Origin of the sequence: Paraburkholderia sp. SIMBA_027, from assembly GCF_046535315.1 — a bacterium.
Classification (GTDB): domain Bacteria; phylum Pseudomonadota; class Gammaproteobacteria; order Burkholderiales; family Burkholderiaceae; genus Paraburkholderia; species Paraburkholderia tropica.
Genome location: NZ_JAWRWY010000001.1, coordinates 69,657 through 89,030, shown reverse-complemented (window position 1 = coordinate 89,030; position 19,374 = coordinate 69,657). Strand labels below are relative to the sequence as shown.

At 62.2% G+C, this 19,374-nt stretch carries 18 protein-coding genes and 1 pseudogene; 3 read left to right on the top strand and 16 right to left on the bottom strand.

Features of this window, described 5'->3' with window-relative positions; translation table 11 throughout:
• Positions 1 to 115: 115 nt before the first annotated feature.
• The 7 genes and pseudogenes from SB764_RS00400 to SB764_RS00370 form a co-directional block, all read right to left on the bottom strand.
• Positions 116 to 1,000 (bottom strand): annotated as a pseudogene (locus tag SB764_RS00400) (SMP-30/gluconolactonase/LRE family protein).
• Positions 997 to 1,764, bottom strand: coding sequence for an SDR family NAD(P)-dependent oxidoreductase (locus tag SB764_RS00395; RefSeq protein WP_110328962.1), 768 nt, complete (start codon positions 1,762 to 1,764; stop codon positions 997 to 999). The pseudogene SB764_RS00400 and the gene SB764_RS00395 overlap by 4 nt, the downstream one beginning before the upstream one ends.
• A gap of 53 nt (positions 1,765 to 1,817) precedes the next feature.
• A complete protein-coding gene (locus SB764_RS00390; protein WP_410862218.1) occupies positions 1,818 to 4,220 on the bottom strand; it encodes a glycoside hydrolase family 3 N-terminal domain-containing protein in 2,403 nt (800 codons plus the stop codon).
• Positions 4,221 to 4,330: 110 nt separating this feature from the next.
• Positions 4,331 to 5,461 (bottom strand): sn-glycerol-3-phosphate ABC transporter ATP-binding protein UgpC, encoded by a 1,131-nt coding sequence (locus SB764_RS00385; protein ID WP_321855869.1) that lies wholly within the window; start codon positions 5,459 to 5,461, stop codon positions 4,331 to 4,333.
• Positions 5,462 to 5,499: 38 nt separating this feature from the next.
• Positions 5,500 to 6,351: a carbohydrate ABC transporter permease gene (locus SB764_RS00380; protein ID WP_176080698.1), complete on the bottom strand. Its 852-nt coding sequence runs from the start codon at positions 6,349 to 6,351 to the stop codon at positions 5,500 to 5,502.
• A gap of 3 nt (positions 6,352 to 6,354) precedes the next feature.
• The gene (locus SB764_RS00375; protein ID WP_410862215.1) at positions 6,355 to 7,272 is read right to left on the bottom strand and encodes a carbohydrate ABC transporter permease; all 918 of its coding nucleotides are present in this window, start codon (positions 7,270 to 7,272) and stop codon (positions 6,355 to 6,357) included.
• An 83-nt stretch (positions 7,273 to 7,355) separates the two neighbouring features.
• Positions 7,356 to 8,636, bottom strand: coding sequence for an extracellular solute-binding protein (locus SB764_RS00370; protein ID WP_321904047.1), 1,281 nt, complete (start codon positions 8,634 to 8,636; stop codon positions 7,356 to 7,358).
• Between the two features lie 295 nt (positions 8,637 to 8,931).
• On the opposite strand from SB764_RS00370, the gene SB764_RS00365 reads away from it, so the two are divergent.
• The gene (locus tag SB764_RS00365) at positions 8,932 to 9,999 is read left to right on the top strand and encodes a LacI family DNA-binding transcriptional regulator (protein ID WP_065059235.1); all 1,068 of its coding nucleotides are present in this window, start codon (positions 8,932 to 8,934) and stop codon (positions 9,997 to 9,999) included.
• Positions 10,000 to 10,082: 83 nt separating this feature from the next.
• Here the strand turns inward: SB764_RS00365 and SB764_RS00360 are convergent, their stop codons facing one another.
• The 3 genes from SB764_RS00360 to SB764_RS00350 form a co-directional block, all read right to left on the bottom strand.
• A complete protein-coding gene (locus SB764_RS00360) occupies positions 10,083 to 10,472 on the bottom strand; it encodes a type II toxin-antitoxin system VapC family toxin (RefSeq protein ID WP_065059234.1) in 390 nt (129 codons plus the stop codon).
• Between the two features lie 9 nt (positions 10,473 to 10,481).
• Positions 10,482 to 10,754, bottom strand: coding sequence for a type II toxin-antitoxin system Phd/YefM family antitoxin (locus tag SB764_RS00355; protein WP_074986844.1), 273 nt, complete (start codon positions 10,752 to 10,754; stop codon positions 10,482 to 10,484).
• A 398-nt stretch (positions 10,755 to 11,152) separates the two neighbouring features.
• The gene (locus SB764_RS00350) at positions 11,153 to 12,292 is read right to left on the bottom strand and encodes a porin (protein WP_410862212.1); all 1,140 of its coding nucleotides are present in this window, start codon (positions 12,290 to 12,292) and stop codon (positions 11,153 to 11,155) included.
• A 525-nt stretch (positions 12,293 to 12,817) separates the two neighbouring features.
• On the opposite strand from SB764_RS00350, the gene SB764_RS00345 reads away from it, so the two are divergent.
• Positions 12,818 to 13,186: a hypothetical protein gene (locus SB764_RS00345; RefSeq protein ID WP_110328957.1), complete on the top strand. Its 369-nt coding sequence runs from the start codon at positions 12,818 to 12,820 to the stop codon at positions 13,184 to 13,186.
• A gap of 242 nt (positions 13,187 to 13,428) precedes the next feature.
• A complete protein-coding gene (locus tag SB764_RS00340; protein WP_231957503.1) occupies positions 13,429 to 14,097 on the top strand; it encodes a hypothetical protein in 669 nt (222 codons plus the stop codon).
• A 52-nt stretch (positions 14,098 to 14,149) separates the two neighbouring features.
• Here the strand turns inward: SB764_RS00340 and SB764_RS00335 are convergent, their stop codons facing one another.
• The 6 genes from SB764_RS00335 to SB764_RS00310 form a co-directional block, all read right to left on the bottom strand.
• A complete protein-coding gene (locus SB764_RS00335; RefSeq protein WP_410862210.1) occupies positions 14,150 to 14,899 on the bottom strand; it encodes a porin in 750 nt (249 codons plus the stop codon).
• Positions 14,900 to 14,937: 38 nt separating this feature from the next.
• A complete protein-coding gene (locus tag SB764_RS00330) occupies positions 14,938 to 15,312 on the bottom strand; it encodes a porin (RefSeq protein ID WP_410862208.1) in 375 nt (124 codons plus the stop codon).
• 308 nt (positions 15,313 to 15,620) lie between these two features.
• The gene (aroD, locus tag SB764_RS00325) at positions 15,621 to 16,514 is read right to left on the bottom strand and encodes a type I 3-dehydroquinate dehydratase (RefSeq protein ID WP_183040226.1); all 894 of its coding nucleotides are present in this window, start codon (positions 16,512 to 16,514) and stop codon (positions 15,621 to 15,623) included.
• Positions 16,515 to 16,896: 382 nt separating this feature from the next.
• Positions 16,897 to 17,187: a DUF4148 domain-containing protein gene (locus SB764_RS00320; protein WP_321866385.1), complete on the bottom strand. Its 291-nt coding sequence runs from the start codon at positions 17,185 to 17,187 to the stop codon at positions 16,897 to 16,899.
• Positions 17,188 to 17,273: 86 nt separating this feature from the next.
• A complete protein-coding gene (locus tag SB764_RS00315) occupies positions 17,274 to 17,978 on the bottom strand; it encodes a winged helix-turn-helix domain-containing protein (protein WP_410862205.1) in 705 nt (234 codons plus the stop codon).
• A 23-nt stretch (positions 17,979 to 18,001) separates the two neighbouring features.
• The gene (locus tag SB764_RS00310; protein WP_161495560.1) at positions 18,002 to 19,369 is read right to left on the bottom strand and encodes a sensor histidine kinase; all 1,368 of its coding nucleotides are present in this window, start codon (positions 19,367 to 19,369) and stop codon (positions 18,002 to 18,004) included.
• Between the last annotated feature and the right edge of the window lie 5 nt (positions 19,370 to 19,374).

The following is a 19,374-nucleotide window of genomic DNA, read 5'->3' as shown; positions in this document are numbered from 1 at the left end:
AGGTGATTGAACGATGACTGCGTGTGCGGTGTTCTACTTACGCGAGCATGCCCGAGTTCGCGTTGAGAATGAATGTTTTAAAACGTTATTGCGTCGAACACACGCACGGAGCTGTTTAATCGGGGCAAACGATACGGCATAGCGATTGCTTCTGGCCGGCGGCGGGCGCACGGAACGAAAACAACGCGCCCGCAAACGGCTCGCGGGCGAGCGCCGCTTCGTCCAGACCTTTGCGCGCGGTGGTCACATAAGCCGTCCGCAGATCGTCGCCGCCGAATGCGAGTTTCGTCACGTTCGAACAGGGAAAGGCAACGTGCCCGACGCTCAGGCCATTCGGCGCGTAGCGTTCGATGCGCGCGCCGCCGAACGTCGCGACCCAGACCTAGCCTTCGGCATCGACGACAAGACCATCGGGATGGCCCGGCGGCGCGTGCGTACTAAAGAGCCGCCTCGACGAGAGTTCACCGTCATCGCCCACGTCGAATGTATAAATGGCGCGGCGCAGCGAATCGACGTGATACAGCGTGCGAAAATCCGGACTCATCGCGGGACCGTTCGTGATGATGTAGCCGCTGTCGTGCACGCGCGGCGCCTGATCGCCCTCGACGCGCCAGAGCGAGCCGGTTGGTTCCCGTTCCGCGTCGTCCATCGAGCCGAACCACAGGCGCCCTTCGGTATCGACATGCGCGTCGTTGAGTCGGTTGCCGGGCAGACCGCTTTCAACCGGCACGCGCAACACGAAGCGCGCGTTTTCCGGCGTGAAGCGATGCAGCCCGCCCTGCAATCCGCAGACAAAGCCGCCGTCCGCGTGCGGCAGCACGAAACCGGTTTGCGCGGGCGCCTCCCAACTGCTGCGCTCGCCGCTTTCGGGTACATAGCGATGCACGCGGCGTCGTTTGATATCGACGAAATACAGCGCGCGCTCGCGCTCCACCCACACGGGGCCTTCGCCGAGCAGCGCGCCCACGTTCCATTCGACCTCGGGTGTCAGCGTATTCATGCGCCGTACCAGCCGGCGTCGACGAAATAATCGCGGCCCGTGCAACGCGCGGCGTCGTCGGAAGCGAGAAACAACACCATGCGCGCGACATGCTCGGGTTCGATGCGGGCGTGCAGGCATTGCTGCCCGAGCAGCTCCGATTCGCTTTCGTTCGATTGCCAGAGCTTCATTTGACGCGGGGTGCGAACCGCACCGGGAATCACGCAATTCACGCGAATACCGTATTCACCGAGATCGCGCGCGAGCCCGCGCGTGAGGCCCTCGATTCCTGCTTTGGCAGTCATATACACGCTGAGATTCGGCGTGGCCAGATGCCAGGAAATCGAGCCGAGATTGACGATCGCGCCTGCGCCCTGCTTGCGCATGCCGTCGACGACGGCTTGTGCACAAAAGAATTGATGGCGCAGATTCACGGCGAGCCGATCGTCCCAGTAAGCCGCGCTGACGTCGCCGACGTCATGACGGTCGTCATTGGCCGCGTTGTTGACGAGAATCTGTACGCCACCGGCAGCCTGAGCAATGGCGTCGAAACAGCGTTGCAGGGCGTCGATATCACGCAGATCGCAGCGATGGTAGACGGGTTCGTATTGCGTTTGCCTGCACGCCTCGACGAGCGCGAGCGACGGTTTGTCGGCTACGTCGAGAAAATGCACGCGTGCGCCTTGTGCGCTGAACGCCTCCACCATGGCGGCGCCAATGCCGGTGCCGCCGCCCGTGATCACGACCACCTTGTTGTTCAGGCTCGGATAAATTGCATAAGACATGGGTTATTTCGCTTCCGGTTCAATCGATGCGTGATGGCACGCGCACGGGACATTCAATCGACGCTCACATCGCTCGTCATGCGCCAGTCGCGCGGCAGCGTACGCGTCGCTTTACCCGTGACGGCAAGCGTCGCGTGCAAGTGAATATCGCGGCTTGAACTGCCAATCATCAGATCGAATTCGCCGGGTTCGACAATGCGCTCGCCGCGACCATCGGTGAAATTCAACATGTCGACGGGCAGACGAACATGCACGCGCGCCGCGCCGCTCGCTTGCACCGTCACGCGTGAAAACGCCTTCAATTCACGCACCGGACGCGCACTTGACGCCACGCGATCACGCAGATAAATCTGCACGACTTCCACGCCGCTGCGAGCGCCTGTGTTCTTCACCGTGAATGAAAACGCGAAGGTGCCGGTTTCGATGGGCGCAGTGGGCGTCGCGATGTCGAGCGCTTCATAAGCGAAGCGCGTGTAGCCGAGTCCGAATCCAAACGGATAACGCGAGCCGAAATGCCACGCAACCGGCGTGCCCGCGCTTTTGAGCCGATGGTTATAGACGTAAGGCACTGCGCCCGCGCTGGTCGGCACGGAAAGCGGCAGGCGGCCGCTGAAATTCTCGCGCCCAACAAGCAGAGCGGCGAGCGCTTCGCCGCCCTTCTCGCCCGGCGCGAACGCCATCAACTGGGCAGCGACGCGTTCCTCCTGGCCGCCGAGGTTGTAAGGGCGCCCGCCCGTCATCACGACGACCGTGGGCGTGCCGGTCGCGAGCACGGCGTCGAGCAGCGCCTGCTGCACGCCGGGAAGCGCGAGGCTGTCCGTATCCGAGCCTTCGCCCACGGTGCCCGACTGGAACAGGCCCGCGAGGTCGCCGACAAACACGATCGCCACATCGGCGGCGCGTGCCGCTTCGGCGGCGGCGACAATGTGCGTGGTGTTGGTACTGATCAGTGCGTCGCGGGTGCCCACTTCACGCGTGTCGAGCGAGACGTCGCCCGGAAAGACCGGCGCGCCCGCGCGGCGTTCCTCGATAATCGCGCAGCCCTGCGCGTAGCTGACGTTCACCTCGCCGAGCATATTGCGCAGCGCTTGCAGCGGCGTCGTCATCGACGAGTGCGCACTGTCGCCGCTATTGATCAGATGCACGGGAAAGCTGTAACCCGCGAGCAACGCCAGCGGATCGTCGGCCGTCGGCCCGATTACGGCCACGTTCTGCCTGCCGTCGTTGGCGAGCGGCAGCACGCCGTCGTTGCGCAACAGCACCACAGATTCGAGTGCCACCTCGTGAGCCACATCGCTGGCGGCTTCACTGCGTACGTTCACGCGCGCCACGTCGGCATAGGGCTGTTCGAATAAACCGATGTCGAACTTCGCACGCAACACGCGTTTGACTGCCGCATCGATCGTGACTTCGCTGATCTCGCCACGCGCCAGGGCTTCCTTGAGATGCAGCGCACACTCGTGGCCGGGCAACTCGATGTCGAGTCCGGCGTTGAACGATTGCGCCGCGGCATCGGCGACGTCGCGCGCGATGCCGTGATGCGTGTAGAGCAGATTCACGGCCGCATAATCGGCGACGATCAAACCGTCGAAGCCCCACTTATCGCGCAGCACGCCTTGCAGCAGATCGCGATTCGCATGGCACGGCACGCCGTCGATGTCGTGATACGCGGGCATGATCGAGCCTGCGTGCGCGAGCTTCACCGCCATTTCGAATGGCAGCAGGAAGGTGTCGTTGAGTTCGCGAGGCCCGACGTGCACGGGCGCGTGATTGCGCGCGCCTTCGCTCGCCGAATGCGCAACAAAGTGCTTGAGCGTGGCAAGTACGTCGCGCTTCTCGCCTTGCAGGCCCTGCACATATTGGCACGCCATCACACCGACCAGATACGGATCTTCGCCGAACGTCTCTTCCGTGCGCCCCCAGCGCGGATCGCGCGAAACGTCGAGCACGGGCGCGAGTCCCTGATGACAGCCAATCGAGCGCGCCTGCTCGCCGATGACCTCGCCCACTCGTCCAACGAGCGCCGGATTCCATGTGGCCGCGTAATTGAGTGGCGACGGAAACAGCGTGGCGTCCTTGATCATCAGCCCGACGAGACACTCCTCGTGCGCCATCACCGGAATGCCCAGACGCGTATGCTCGATCATCTGCCGTTGCAGCGCGTTGAAGGCCTCCACGCCCTCTTGCGGATCGACCGTGTGCGTGCCGAGCGGGCGCGTGACCTGACCGAGCCCGTGTTGCAGGAGCGTGTCGAGCGGCACGCCCGTATCGCGCTGCGCGAAGTCTTCGGTGCGCCACTCGTGACGGCCATTCGCGCGCAGCTTGAGCCAGACGGCATGCAACTGCGCGATTTTTTCGTCGATCGTCATGCGCGCGAGCAGATCGGCGACACGCGCTTCGGTCGGCGTATCAGCGCGACGATAAACGGGCACCTCGCTTTGATGGTCAAGCGACATCACAACACTCCTGGTTGGTCGTGCGCCAGGCGCAATGTTCGCCCGAACACATTAGTTATCCTGCTTAATATTTCAACGCGACGGCTCATTGAATCACCCGCACGCAACGATCAATGCATGCGTTTGAACGCCATGTCCCGATCGTCGAACAGATGGCAGGCTTCGGGCGGCAGCGCGATCGTCACGTTCTCATCGAAGGCCAGCGCACTGTCGCCGGGCAGCTTGGCGATCAGCGTGGCAGAACCCGCGCGTGGCTGAACGAGATGCACGTAGCTGTGCTCGCCCATACGCTCGACGAGCCGTACGCGACAGGCGAGTGTAGGCGCGTTGCGCACGGAGTCGGCGAGACGCAGATGCTCCGGGCGAATACCGAGCGTCACCTTCATACCGACACTTGCGTGGCCGGGTTCGACGCGCGCGAGCACGCGCTCGCCGCTATCCAGCGTGACGTGCACGCCGCCCACGTCCGCGCTCGCGATCGTTCCCGCAAAGAAGTTCATCTTCGGCGAGCCGATGAAACCCGCCACGAAGCGGCTGCGGGGATGGTGATAGAGATCGAGCGGCGCGCCCACCTGCGCGATGCTGCCGTGCCGCTCCATCTCCGTGCCCGCCTGCAGCAGTACGATGCGGTCGGCCAGCGCCATCGCCTCGACCTGGTCGTGCGTGACATACACGGCGCTCGCTTCACGGAACTCGCGATGCAGGCGCGCGATCTCGGTGCGGGTCTGCACGCGCAGCGCGGCATCGAGATTCGAAAGCGGTTCGTCGAACAGAAATACGCCCGGCTCGCGCACGATGGCCCGGCCAATCGCCACGCGCTGACGCTGTCCGCCGGACAGCGCTGCGGGACGGCGTTCGAGCAACGCGTCGAGTTGCAGCGCGGCGGCGGCACGGCGCACTTTCGTATCGATGAGCGCTTTATCGATCTTCGCCTGGCGCAGGCCGAACGCCATGTTTTCGTACACGCTCATGTGCGGATAAAGCGCGTAATTCTGAAACACCATCGCCACGCGACGCTGCGCGGGCGCAACGTCATTCATGCGCTGGCCGTCGATACGCAACTCGCCGTCACTAATCGATTCGAGGCCTGCAATCATGCGCAGCAGCGTGGATTTTCCGCATCCGGACGGTCCGAGAAACACGCAGAACTCGTTCTTGCCCACTTCGAGCTGTGCGTTGCGAATCACCGCCTGACCGTTTGCGTAAGACTTCTGTACGTTTGCGAGAGAGATGCTTGCCATGTCGTGATGTCGGTGTCGGTGTCGGTTTAAACGGTGCGTCAGCCTTTGAGCGAGCCGGCCATCATCCCCTTGATCACGCGTTCCTGACCAAAGGCGTACGCCACGATCAACGGCAGCGAAGTCAGCGTGACGACGGCGAGCATCGCAGGTACGTCCGACGAATACTGGCCCTGAAAATCCCATACCGCGAGCGGCAGCGTGCGATGCTCGGAGGTGGAGGTGAGCATGTAGGCGAAGATGAATTCGTTCCACAGGCCAATGCCGTTGTAGATCGCGACCGTCGCGAGGCCTGGGCCGGACAACGGAAAGAACACGCGCCAGAAGATGCCGAACGGGCCGCAGCCGTCGAGTTGCGCGGCTTCTTCGAGTTCGCGTGGAATCTGCCGCATGAATTCCGTGAGGATGAAAATCGACACGGGCAGGCTCAACGCGACATATGGCCCGAGCAGCGCGAACGGCGTGTCGTAAAGGCCGAGATTGCGCGTGAGCAGATAGATCGGCACGAGCGTGGCGTGCAGCGGCACGATCATCCCTGCAACCACGAGCGCGAACAGGGTCTTGTTGAACGTGAAGCGCAGGCGCGCGAACGCATAGGCGGCCATCGCGCTCACGATCACGATCAGTACCACGGACACGCCCACGACGAACAGGCTGTTGCGGAAGTAGGTGAAATACGGGCCTCCGAGTACGGCCGCGTAGTTGCCGACATACAGATGTTTCGGCAAGGCCCAGACCGGCGAGGAGAAGGTTTCGTCCTGCGTTTTCAGGCTCGTGGCCACCACGAAGATGAACGGCACTGTCGTGACGGCCAGCCAGATCAGCGCGAGCAGCGGCACACCCACGCGGAGCTTGCGCAGACTGAATGCGCGTTGATGAGGGAGCGTCGACATCGCTTAAACCTCCGTTGCGTAACGACGCGTGAAGCGCAGCGAAATCGCCGCCACCGCGCACACGATGATGAACATCGCCGAGCCGATGGTGCTGCCGTAGCCGAGCTGGAACGAACTGAACACGGTGCGGTACATATACGTCGCCATGAGTTCGGACGAGCCTTCGGGACCGCCCCCCGTCATCACGTAGATCAGATCGAAATAGCGCAGCGAACCCAGGACGGACAGCAGCACGGCGGTGCGCACGGTGCCTTGCAGATGCGGCAGCTTGATGCGCCAGAAAATGATCCATTCGGAGGCGCCATCGAGCCGCGCAGCTTCCGCGATTTCCTGCGGCAACGAAGAAAGACCCGCGAGAAACAGGATCATGTAGAACGGCGTGTTCTGCCAGCAGATCACGGCGATGGTCGAGCCGAGCGAAAGATGCGGGTCGCCGAGCCAGTCCCGCGCGAGCGCGTCGAGTCCGAGTCCATGCAGCGCCGCGTTGAGCGGGCCGAAGTTCGGATCGTAGACGTTCTTGAACAGCACGCCGATCGCGACACTCGACATCAGCAGCGGCAGGAAATAAAGAATCTTGAGCAGACGCGCGCCGCGCCCCGCTTTTTCAAGCATGACGGCGAGCGCAAGCGCAATCGGCAACTCCACTACGATCGATGCGGCGGCGAGCAGCGCATTGTTCGCGAGCGATTGCCAGAACACGGCATCGTGCGCGAGCTTGGCCCAGTTGGACAGCCCCACGAAACGCGCGTTGCTGCCGAGTCCGTTCCAGTCGAGCAGGGAAAGCCGCAAGCTGGAAACAAGCGGATAAAGCAGGAAAACGGCGAGCAGCACCACCGCGGGCGCGAGAAAGGTGGCGGCAACGAGCCACTGCGCGGAGAATCGCAAGCGGCGTTCTGGAACGGCGGAAAGTGCGATATTCACGGAGCGTTCTGCCGGCGACGTTCTCGCGAACGCGCCGGTCTTAAAGATAAATTGATCAGGATAGCGAATCGTAATAGCGTGAATCAGCCGCCTGACTTCGACGCGGCTTCCATTTGCTGCGCGGCGGCCTGCGGGGTGACCGAGAGGCCGAACAGCGCCTGGGTCGTGTCCTTGTGCACTTCGCCCAGCCGCGGCGGCAGCGCCTGGTCGTACCAGAGCTGCACATTCGGCGCCTGCACGATGAGCGCCTGCAGACGCTTGAGGAACGGATCGGGAATCGCCACGTCCTTGACCGGCGGCACCTTGTGATCGGTGACGCGTGCGCGCATCGACTCGTCGTCGGTGAGCGACTGAATCAGCTTGAACGCCTGATCGGGATATTTGCACGCGCTCGAAATGCTGAGGAAGCCGTCGCCGACCGTGCCGATCACGTCGCGCGGATCGCCCTTGCCGCCCGGCACGCTCGGGAACGGGAAGAAGTCGAGCTTGGCCGAGAAGGCGGGATTTTCATTGGCGATGGTCGAGGCTTCCCAGCCGCCCATCAGTTCCATCGCGGCGCGGCCCGAATACAGCAGGCGGCGCGAGGCGCCCACATCGTAATCGAGGCCGTTGTAGCCCTGCGCGAACGCGCCCGCTTTCACGAGATCCTGAATGTACTTGCCCGCCTCCACGAAGGCCGGGTCGCCGAAGCCTTTGCCACCGCCTTCCACCGCGCCGCGCACGACGTCCGGGCCGCCGATGCGATCGACGAGATACATGTAGTACATCGAGCCCGTCCACTTGTTCTTGTTTGCGAGCGCGAATGGCGCGATGTCGTGGGACTTGAGCACCTGCACCACGTGCATTAGTTCGTCCCACGTAGCGGGCGCCTTGAGGCCGTATTGCCTGAACAGGTCCTTGTTATAGAAGATCACGGCGGCCGAGGCGTTTTCGGCCGCAACGCCATAGGTCTTGCCGTCGAAAGTCACGGCTTTCCAGGAGGCGGGCAAGAATCGATCGCGATACGCGGGGTCTTTCTGCAGATACGGCGTGAGGTCAGCGATCTGGCCGGCCTTCACATATTCGTTGAGCGTGCCGCCGCCCCACGATTCGAACACGCAAGGCGGCTGATTCGCACCGAACGCCACTTTCAGCTTGGTCTTGTAAGCGTCGTTCAGGATGTGCGAGTTTTCGACCTTGTAGCCCGGGTTTTTTTGCTCGAAGCGGTCGGACGCGGCGCGCAGGATCTTGCTGGAACTGGCATTGGTCTGCTGATCCCACGTCGTGATCACTTTCGCGTCCTGCGCGTGCACCACGCCCGCCGCCGCGAGTGCGGCGAACAGCACCGCCGCGCCCGTCGTTTTCGCTACCACCGCGTACGCCATCTTGGTGTCTCCTGTCGTTGGTTTTGTTTGCGACCGCTTAACGTTAGCCTTAACGTTACAGGATCGTAGTCATAACGTTACAGGCTCGCCAGACAGTGTTAACCCTCGAACTACGCCACGGGCAATGGTCGAGCGACGTTTCCGTACAACGCTTGCTGCACGGCCTGTGCGTGCCTGAAGTGTCGCGCTGCGCGGTTCTGCTAGAATCATTTCCACTGTAACGCTAGCGTTACCAAGACTTGCCCAGTTGCGGTTCGTGTCGCGCCGCCTCACTCTTTCATAACAAGCTAGTCGCATGACCAAGCAAAATCCCACGCTGGCCGACGTCGCGAGGCTGGCCGGCGTGTCGCAGATGACCGCATCGCGTGCGCTCAACGGGCGTCCGGGCGTGTCGCGAGAAACGCGCGACGAAGTGCTGCGTATCGCGTCCGACATCGGTTACGTCGTCAATCGCACCGCCCAGAAGCTCTCGGGCGGACGCAACGGCATCATCGGCATCATGACGCCCACGCTCGACACGCAGTTCTCGAGCGAGCTGATTCTGGGTGCGGGCCGCGCCGCGCGTGCGGCCGGTTGCGAAGTGCTCGTCTACACGGTGTCAGACGACAGTCACTCGCATCAGGAACTCATCAAGCTCGTGCGCCAGTTTTCCGATGGTCTGCTGGTGATCCTGCCGCGCGAGACCATGTGCCTCGATGCGCTCGCCACCGCGCACGTGCCGGTCGTGGTGGTCGATCAGCGCGGCACGCTCAATCGCTTCCCTTCGGTGTCGGTCGACAATTACGGCGGCGCGCGGATGGCGGTCGAGCATCTTGTGTCGCTCGGCCACAAGCGCATTGCGTTTCTCGGCGGCGACGAGGCGATCGAAGGCGTGCGCGACCGGCAGCGCGGCTATCACGACACACTGGTGCGCCACGGCATCGAGCTCGATCCGGCGCTCGTCGTGACCGGCGATCTTTCACAGATGACCGCCTTCGAAGTGGCGACCGGGCTGGTCAACCTGCCCGATCCGCCCACGGCCATTTTCACGGCCAACGACCAGAGCGCGTTTGGCGCGATTGCAGCCGCGCGCGAGGCGGGTCTGCGCGTGCCCGACGATATCTCCGTGATCGGTTTCGACGATATCCCGATGGCCGAGCAGTTTCATCCCGCGCTCACCACGGTGCGTCAACCGTTTCAGCAGATGTCGAGTTCGGCGGTCAATGCGCTGCTCGCGCAGATCGCGGGCAGCGACGCGGTCGCGCAGCGCACGACCTTCCCCGCCGAGCTGGTGGTGCGCCAGTCCACGGCGCAAGCTCCTGCTGCCGCGCGGCGGCCTGCGGAAGCTGCACGGCGTGTGGGGCGTCAACGCGCGAAAGCGTAACGGTGATTGAATAGAAAGCGGCGCGCATTATCTTCGGATAACGCGCGCCGTTTTTGCGTTGAGGCCTTTATTTGCGCTGCTTTTCACCAGATGGTGTCGAGATGCGTGAGCGCGCGCACGCGTGCGTCGGGCGTGACGAGCGGCACGCCGAGCGTGCGCGCCGTGGCGGCAACAAGCCGCTGCGATGACGGCAATTCCGGCGACAGCGTGGTGGCACGCACCGCGATCGCGGTATCGACGGGCACCATGCGCACGCCTTCGATCGACGCGAGCGTGGCGAGCCAGCGCCGCGTATCCATCGACAAGGCGAGCCGGCCGTTTTCCACGAATTGCGCCAGTTCCAGCACGCTGATCGTCGAGATCAGCACCTCGCCGTTTTCCAGCGCGCCGTCGATGGCCGTGCGCGCGGGCTCGCTCAGCGCCTTGTCGTCGCGCAGCCAGTAGACGAGCGCGCAGGTGTCGAGCGTGACCATGGCCGCATCTTATTTGCCGACGGGCGACGCGCGACGCGTGCCCTCGCCTACGGCCTCGCTCAGTGCATCGATGCGCGCATCGACCGGCGCGTTGAAATCGCAATGAACGATGGCCGCGCGCAGCGAGTCGAGTGGACTCTTGCGCTTCGCGCGATAGGGACGTATTTCGATGGTCGGCTGGCCGCGGTCGGTCACCACCACGCTTTCGCCGAGCATTTCGACTTGCCGGAACAGTTCGCAGGCTTTCGCCTTGAACATCGCTTTCGATACCCGTTTTTCCATTGAAGGATCTCCACCCATCGTGATCGGCGCGCTGTAGTTTTGTAGGAGTCGCATTGCGAGACGTCGCGCACCGTGGACGTTATCGCTAACGTCTGCAAGATAGCATGGTCGTCGGGCGACATTCAAGGGCGGATGAACGCGGGGTTTCCCGAGTGCGCGCCGACCCCGGAATGCGTGGATACGCGGGAAATAGCGATGAAACGGAAAACACGCGGCTTTGAAGCGGAGGCTGAAAAAAAGGACGCCGGCATGTCAGGGTGGAGGAGTTTGACCACGCCGGCGCGGCCCGGACCAACGTCCGGCCGGGCCTGTCCATACGACTCGCTACTGCTGAGAACTCACTGGGTACTGCATGGAAATTGCGGTTGCTGCTGCAGACTGCGTCTGTTCCGCCCGAATCAGAACAGATGCATGACGCCCGCGAACACGCCGAACTGGCCCTGCCCGTAATTCGGATTGCCGTTCGCCGACGAGCCCGTGGTCGGATCGTAGTCGTTGTTGCCGTACGAACCGTTGCCGAGATTGATATTCGACGTCGAGCTGTTATGCACGTAGCCCGCTTCCGTGTAGAGGAAGGTGCGCTTCGACAGGTTGTACGTGCCGCCCAGCGTATAGAGCGTGGCGTTACCGTTGCCCTTGTTGGCGTTGGCGTGGAAGACCGCCGCCGTGATGGCCGCCGCCGCGTTGATCTGCCAGGCTGCGCCGATCCATTCGTGATCGACCGCCGTCGGTGCGGATACGCCGCCAGGCTGCGAAGCATCGGTCACGCCCACGCTCGCGTTGGTCGCGTTCGGCGCGCTCAGATGCTGATAGCCCGCGTAGAACTTGACCGGGCCGAACACCAGCGTGCTGCCCGCGAGGATCGAGCGCGAGTGCTGATAGACGTCGTTGAACGTGCCGTCTGCGCCGCGCACTTCGTCGTAGATCACGCGGAAATCGCCGAGGCCGTACGAATAGACCGCTTCGATGCCGTCCGTGCGGCCCTGCCCCGTGGGCGTCGAGGCCGCGTTCCACTTGGTGTTGTTGGTCAGCGCGTACTGGCCGCGCATGTAGAAGCCGCCCCAACTCGGCGTCTGGTATTCGAAGCCGTTCGAGGCGCTCGCCCAGTTGCGGCCGCGCACCAGCGTCGCGATCGCGTAACGCTGCATCAGTTGCGGGTCGGCGCCCCAACTGTCCTGCGAGATTTCGCCCGCGCCGAGATTACCCATCTTGAAGGTACCGTAGCGGTCGTTGTCGAAACCGACGATCGCGTGACGGCCGAACAGCGCGCCCGCCGACTGGCCCGTCTGCGTGTTGAGCTGGCCTTCGAGCTTGAAGATCGCCTTCGTGCCCGCGCCGAGATCTTCGGAGCCTTCGAGGCCGAACCACGAACAACCCCAGTCGCCGCTTTCGGCGCTCACGGCGTTCTTGTTGCCCGGCAGACCTGTTTCGTACTGAATGCCGTTGTCGATACGGCCGTACAAGGTGACCTGGCTTTGCGCCTGGGCGGCGGACGATACCGCAGCCAGCACGGCGAGGCCAATCAGCTTCTCTTTCATCAGGTATCCTATCTTTTTGCGTGTGTCTCCAAACCACGTCCCGGCTTCGTGGGGCTTGCCGGCGCAGCGACCCGAAATGCGCGAGGCTCAGGCCCCTTGCACTTCGGGAGCCGATTATAAAAACGCCCCGCGCGCTCGCGGCGGCCTCAAGCGCCAGGGAAAATGCGCCCCAGTTCTAACGTTGTTTCCACTCGGGAGTTGCGCTAGCGCTAACGTTATGGCTATGTCATGTGGTCAGATCCGGCGGCGAAGCCGGTCGCAGCGTGGCGCGCCGCGGGCGCGCCAGCGTTACACACGTGTGCAAACCGCGGTGGAAACGCGTTCCACCGTGTTACCGACCGGACGGTCGCGCTTAACGTTCAAGGTGGGTGTCGCGCTAACGCGACGCTGGCGGGCATGGGTTCTGCGGGCTGAAGTACAGCGGCGCATGTGCGCCACCCCGCCCACCCTTCTCTCTCTGCGATGAATCGACATTCGTCCGCGCCGGGGCCGGCCCCGGCTTCCGCGTCCCTTCGCCCGCTGCGCGTGGCCATCTGGCTCGGGCTGGTCGGTGCGCCGCTGCTCTGGGTGCTTCAACTTGCGCTGGCGGTCACGCTCGTCTCCGCAGCATGCGGCGACGGCATCCAGCGCCACGCCGACATGCCCTGGCCTCACGTCGAGGGCATTGTGGGTGTGGCGTCAGCCTGTGCGTTCGTGATCGCGCTTGCGCTGGCAATCGCGGCCGGTCGCGCGTGGCGCCGGACCGTGTCGCTTTCGCCGGACAAGCACGACTCCCAGCGCTTTATTGCGTGGTGCGCCGCCTCCTGCTCCGTGCTGTTTCTGGCACTCATTGCATTCTCCACGTGCGTGCTGGTGATCGCGCCGATCGAGCGGTTGTGCACCCCGTTCAATTGAAGCGTGTGTGAAAATCCTGCCCCGTTAAAATCGTCTGATCAACGAAATATTTACCGCTTTTACCGCCTGTATTAGAACGCGAAAATCGGGGCCATGGCGAGGAATCGAATGTCTGCGAATGCATTTTGATTTGCGATGCCAAATGCCCGCATCTCGTGCAATTGAATAGTGCGGATGAACCGTAAAGTCGAAGCCGTCGGGGAACCCATAGCGAGCGTTTCCCGGTTTCAGGGAGAAAGGCAGTGACTTCGGTAAATATGGGTTGGGCGCTGCGCGCGACAGTAATGGGCGCGGCGATTTTGGGAGCGGCGGCCGTGCAGGCGCAGGAAGTGTATGTGACGGGGGGCACGCTCGGCGCAGGTCTCGGCGGCGCGATCAATCTGGGCCCGCATTTCGGCATGCACGCAGAAGCAGCGGGATTCGGCCTGAGTCACACCGTGACAGTCGACGATAACCGCTACGACGGGCACCTCACGCTCGCACAAGGCGGCACCTATCTCGATCTGTATCCGTTCGCGTCGAGCGCGTTCCGGTTGACCGCGGGCGCCCTCTTCAACGCGGACTCGCTTTCGGCAACGCTTTCGCCGAACGCGCAAGGTAACTATCAGATCGGCGGCCAGACAGTGCCGGCGCTCGGTCCTTCGCCAACCGCGAAAGCAACGCTGCCGCACGTGATGCCGTATATCGGCATTGGTTATGGTCACAAGAAGCCGGCACTCGGTCTGGGCTTCTCGTTCGACCTGGGCGTAGCGTATGGCCGTCCGCGTGTGTCGTACGACGTGCCGTCGATTTACGATCCGTATGTCTCGCAGCAGGATATCGCCAACGAAGAACAGAAGTTCAGCGACAAGATCACGCGCTATCACTGGTATCCGGTTGCGCAGATCGCATTGACGTATCGCTTCAATTAAAAATAGGGCGAGGCTTCACGCATGCGGGCCTCGCCACATATTGCATCGGCGATCAGAACGACATATCGATGCCAAGCATGGCGACGATCTGCGTAGGTGTCGATGATCCCGTGAGGTTTTGCGAATCGCCGACGGCCGGGGCGGCGTTCACCACTTGCCCCGTGCTGTCCAGCGTCTGGCCGCTCGCGTGCTGCCACGCTTCGAGCGCGTAGAGTTCGGTGCGCTTGGAAAGCCGATAACCCTGCTTCAACGAAAGCTGCGCATAGCGCGCGGCATGCGCGACACCATTACCTTTCGAGGCCATCGTGTACGAGACGCCCGCCGCCAGATTGACGTCCGCCTCGACTTGCCAGCGCGCAAATGCACCGTACGTATTGAACGAAGCCGTGTCCGCGAAAAGCGAACGCGCGCCGGGCAAATAGCGCACGTTGGAATACATCAATCCCACGCGCGTCGGGCCGAAGGTGTAGCTGCCTGCCATTGCGACATCGCGCATCGATCGCGCCGTGACGTAGCCCTGATTCACCTCGGAGACGCCGAACGAGCCGGTCGATGTCGAATTGAATGCGGCGCTCGTGCTGCCTTCCGTGTTTGCCGTGCTGGTGAGCGCGTTATCCATGCGCAGATAACCGGCGGCGAGCGCGAGCGGTCCGTGCGCATAGCGCAGCGCGACGCTCATCGTCTGGCCGCTGCCGATGCTCCCCGCCACGCCACCCAACGCATACATACCCGCTGCCTGCAAGCCATGCCATTGCGGCGACACGTACAGGGCCGCGTTGCTCGCGCGCACGGTCGTGTCCATGCCATCGAGGTCGCCGGGATGCGCGCCCGCCGCGCCGGTCAGCGAACCGACCGACGAAAGCGGCCCGACGAAAGCGGCCCGACGAACAGGAAATAAGGCGTGTATTGACGACCGAGCGTGCCGGTGCCGTAACGGTCGTTGGAAAGGCCCACGTAGGCTTGTCGATTGAATATCGAACCGCTCGAAGCCGCTTCGCCTTCATTCAAATCGAAGCCCGATTCCAGCACGAAAATAGCGTGCGTGCCGCCGCCGAGCATCTCATCGCCTTTCAGGCCGAATTTCGAAGCGTACAGATTGCCCTGGCGAAGATAGAGATTCGCGTGACCGTGCTGATTGTTGACATAGCTGATGGCGTCGTCGGCCACGCCGTAGAACGTGAGGCTGCTTTGCGCGTGCGCGGACGGTGATGCCACGGCGGCAACGGCGAGCAAAGCGCTGGCCGATGCGCCCAAAAAGGAATTCTTCTGTTTCATTCGATGGGGTGATGCGCACAGAACAATGATACGGAGTCCGTAGTTAACAATGCGATTCTCTGTTCTATGAATGAATGCTGCTTTGATACGGCATTTGTCCGGAAGATTCTCCAGACGAATACCGAAACCTGAATAGAAACCGCGCGCACCGCACAATAGCGCGGTGCGCGCGTTTCAGGGTGAGCAGCCAGCGCAGCCGTCTTGTGACGGCATGCGTTACGTAGCTTGCTCGGCGATCGTCGTGCGGATTACTTGCCGCTCGCAGCCGTATCGATGGTATTGAGCACCTGGCGCAGCGATTTTGCATCGACCTGGCCCGGCGCTGACGCCTGGCCGATCATGCCGAAGGTCAGATCCGAGCCGAACACTTCGCCCGAGAAACGCGAGACCGCACCAAGACCGCCCATCGACATGGTCAGCAGCGGCTTGCGGGAATAGTGATCGCGAATCTGTTCGGTGGCGTCGAGCAGTTTCAGCACGTCAGCGGCGTTATGCGGCATGACGGCGATCTTGAGAATGTCCGCGCCCATCTTGTCCTGCTTGCGCAGCCGCGAAATGATTTCGTCTGTCGACGGGGTTTTCTTGAAGTCGTGACTCGACATCACGACCTTGATACCGGCCGCGTGCGCCGCCGCCACGACTTCGCGCACGACGCCCGGATCGCGGAACATTTCAACGTCGAGAATATCGATGAAATGCGCCTTGATCAAGGCGAGATACAGATCGCCGTATTGTTTGTCGCTGATTGCCTTCGCACCGCCTTCGGCCTTGGTGCGGAACGTGAGAATGAGCGGCTTGCCGTTCGCCACGGCCGCGACCTGCTTGCCCAGTCCGGCGACGCGTGTGGCGTCGGTATCGAAGTCCAGATAGTCGACGCGATACTCGATGATATCGACATCGGGGTTGCTGCCAATCGCGCGCGCCTGAGCCAGCACGTCGTCGGCCGTCGAACCCGTGGTCGGAACGATGATCTTCGGTGCACCCTGGCCGATCACGACGTTGCGGATGGTGATCGGCTCGGCATGCCGTTGTGTGACTGCCGCCGCCGGGGCGCTGGTCGCCGCCGACGCGGTCGTGACCATTGCGAGCCCCTGGGTCGCCAGCAACATCGAAAGCGAAATCACCGTCTTGCGCATCTTCATCGTTTCAAACTCCTTGTCATGTATTCGGGTGTACTCGGGCGTGGACCTCGCGGCGCGCGACGGGCTGGCAAGGCGAAGAAAGACGAAGGTCAGGAAGAAATGAACCGAGGCCGAATCGCGTTTGCGCCGCGTCGTTCATGAACGTGGCCATGCGTGCGCGAGAGCGGTCCGGTATCCGGTTCGCGTCGCAGAGTATGAGGGAATTCATGACATGCTGCGCTGTTTCCGCCACGCCGCACGCGAGAAAACGAGCGGTATCGTAGCAAGCATGCCGCGGAAACAGCGCCGCAAAAGATGAAGCTTTCTTTAGGAAGCGTTTTCGGAATCGTTAAAACGAGCGAGAAGAATCGCGCGTATCGATCCGCTGCGTGTGAGCATTTTGTTACGGATGCGCCGCCATGCAGTCATGCCGATAATCGACGGCGAGCTTTTGCTCCGCCGAATTCAGATCGGCGGGAAACACGCCGTTGTCCGAGCCGGGTTGATAGCCGCGTGCTTCGAGTTCGCCGAGTTCTTTCATCAGATCGGCGTGCGTGACGCCTCCGACCGTTTTCTTGAACGGATACGACAGGCATTGTTGATGCGAAAGATGCGTCGCGGCGGAAGCGGCGAAGCTCGACGTGAGTACAACGAGGGCCATCGCGAGATGAGGCAAGCTTGATTTGAGGTTCATGATCGACTTTTTTATAGGTTGCGCAGTGCGCTGAACTCGAACCATTAGACTAGCTGACGCCCCCTGCCAGGTAGTCCCCCAAAAAGTTAAAGATAATTTAGGCGTCGCGCATTCACGTCCACGTCGGCCCGATAACCAAGACGTGGAATCACCACGAGCCTCACTGGCGCGCCGGATTTAGAAAAGCGGCCGCGCAATCGGGACACCAGTCGGTGTAGCGATGTCGGGTCTACTTCGAGTTCGCCGAATACATAATCGACCAGTTCGGCATGACGAACCGGTTCACCAGGATTGCGCAGCAAGCGATCCATCAGCAGATATTCGCGACGACGGAGCAGCAGCGCATTGCCATCGCTGCAAATCAGGCTGCGCGTGGCGCGCGAGAGCAAGGGTTGCGATGCACTGTCTGACGTCGTTGTATTGGTCGCGGTTTGTATCGTGTGGCTGCCGGGGCGCGTGATGGCCTGAAGGCGAGCGTGCAACTCGACATAGTCGCAGGGCTCGTCGAAACAGATATCCACGCCGGAATCCAGCAGTTTGACGCGCGTTTCCGTCGTGGCCTGCGATTCGACGATCACCAGCACCGTATGCTTCGGTCGCGCCGCAAGCGTGCGGGCGACGTGCTCCGCCTCGCCGTTCGTCAGCGCGATAATCGCGTCGAGATAGTCGGTGCCGGCGAGCCAGGCAGCGTCATCGGGGCGGTCGAGTTCGACGACGCTGTGATTCGATTCTTCCAGCGCCCTGGCGAGATAGCGCCGCCGTCGCTCGACGCCGATGCAAAGGATGCGCATACCTTCTCTCCTCCGTCGTCCATTCAGTCACGCTTGAATTGCGTCCAGCAATCGAGCCGGACGCAGAGACCCGGATGCGCATCCGTAAGCGTCAGGCCGAAATCGTGCAAGCGAACCACGGCCTGCACCACCGAAAGGCCCAGCCCCGAGCCCGGCACGACGCTGGTGAGGTCGCTGCGATAAAAGCGTTGAAAGACCGCTGTGCGTTCGGTATCGGGAATGCCGGGACCGGAATCGGAGACCACAATGGTCGGGCCATCGCTGCCGTCCACCACACTCAGCAATACCGTGCCGCCTTCCGGCGTGAATTTGATCGCATTGTCGAGCAGATTGACGAGCACCTCGAACATCAGCGGATAATCGGCGCGGATGGTGGCGCGCGAGCGCAGATCCACCAAAAAATTCAGACCGTTCGCAGCCGCGACCGGCTGATAAAGATCGGCGGCTTTACGGCACAACGCCTCGATTTCGACATCGCTGAAACCTTTTTTGCGTTTCATCGATTCGATTTCGGAGATCCGCATGATCGCTGCAAAACGCTGCAGCACGTCTTCGGTTTCTTCGCGCGCCTGTTCCAGCAATTGCGCGTGCGACGAAGACAATTCATTGCCCTGAATACGCGCCAGCAGCGAGCGAATGTGAATGACGGGCGTGCGCAAATCGTGTGCGATGCCGTCGCTTGCGCCTTTCACTTCATGCATGAGCCGCGACACTTCGTCGAGCATGTGATTCACCATGGTCGAGAGCCATGCAATCTCGTCGCGCCCCGCTTCGGGCAGACGCGCCTCGAAGTCGCCGCGCGTGATCTGTTGCACGACGCGGCGTACGTCGCTGACACGACGCAATTGCGAAGTCGACACGAGAATGCCAATCGCCAGTCCGCCGAGCACGACAATAGCCGCGCTCCATGCGAGTCCGCCCAGCATATAGGCGCGCAAACGGGACATTTCGTCGACGTCGCGCGAGACGACCAGGATGTCGCCGTTCTCCAGTTTCATCGCCTTCGTGCGCATGTAATCGGGTAGCGCGGTGGCCTGCTCGGCGAGTAGGGGTTTGCTCCAGACGCCCTCGCCGTCCGGCTGCACCCTGGAGGGAAAAGCGAGAATGTCGCCGGCGATATGCCGATGGTTGTCGCTGAACAGCCCGTAGAAATTGACCGGTCGGCGCACTTCGCTGCGAATATGCGCCGCGATCTGCATCGGCACCTTGTCGACTGGCAGCGCCGAGAAATACGCGAACTGCCAGGCAATGTTGTAATCCGCCTGCGTCGCCGTATAAGAAGCGGAATTCCAGTAATTCATATACACGACGCCGGACATCGAGCCTGCAAACACGAAACCGTAAATCAACAGCAGCCGGAAAATCGCGCTGCGCCATAGGCTCATCTTCATACGGC

Coding starts and splice junctions, on each gene's coding strand:
- aroD (WP_183040226.1), bottom strand. CDS start 16,514: ATGAAGATGCGCAAGACGGTGATTTCGCTTTCGATGTTGCTGGCGACC.
- SB764_RS00385 (WP_321855869.1), bottom strand. CDS start 5,461: ATGGCAAGCATCTCTCTCGCAAACGTACAGAAGTCTTACGCAAACGGT.
- SB764_RS00320 (WP_321866385.1), bottom strand. CDS start 17,187: ATGAACCTCAAATCAAGCTTGCCTCATCTCGCGATGGCCCTCGTTGTA.
- SB764_RS00390 (WP_410862218.1), bottom strand. CDS start 4,220: ATGTCGCTTGACCATCAAAGCGAGGTGCCCGTTTATCGTCGCGCTGAT.
- SB764_RS00355 (WP_074986844.1), bottom strand. CDS start 10,754: ATGGAAAAACGGGTATCGAAAGCGATGTTCAAGGCGAAAGCCTGCGAA.
- SB764_RS00350 (WP_410862212.1), bottom strand. CDS start 12,292: ATGAAAGAGAAGCTGATTGGCCTCGCCGTGCTGGCTGCGGTATCGTCC.
- SB764_RS00380 (WP_176080698.1), bottom strand. CDS start 6,351: ATGTCGACGCTCCCTCATCAACGCGCATTCAGTCTGCGCAAGCTCCGC.
- SB764_RS00395 (WP_110328962.1), bottom strand. CDS start 1,764: ATGTCTTATGCAATTTATCCGAGCCTGAACAACAAGGTGGTCGTGATC.
- SB764_RS00315 (WP_410862205.1), bottom strand. CDS start 17,978: ATGCGCATCCTTTGCATCGGCGTCGAGCGACGGCGGCGCTATCTCGCC.
- SB764_RS00360 (WP_065059234.1), bottom strand. CDS start 10,472: ATGGTCACGCTCGACACCTGCGCGCTCGTCTACTGGCTGCGCGACGAC.
- SB764_RS00310 (WP_161495560.1), bottom strand. CDS start 19,369: ATGAAGATGAGCCTATGGCGCAGCGCGATTTTCCGGCTGCTGTTGATT.
- SB764_RS00335 (WP_410862210.1), bottom strand. CDS start 14,899: ATGGACACGACCGTGCGCGCGAGCAACGCGGCCCTGTACGTGTCGCCG.
- SB764_RS00370 (WP_321904047.1), bottom strand. CDS start 8,636: ATGGCGTACGCGGTGGTAGCGAAAACGACGGGCGCGGCGGTGCTGTTC.
- SB764_RS00365 (WP_065059235.1), top strand. CDS start 8,932: ATGACCAAGCAAAATCCCACGCTGGCCGACGTCGCGAGGCTGGCCGGC.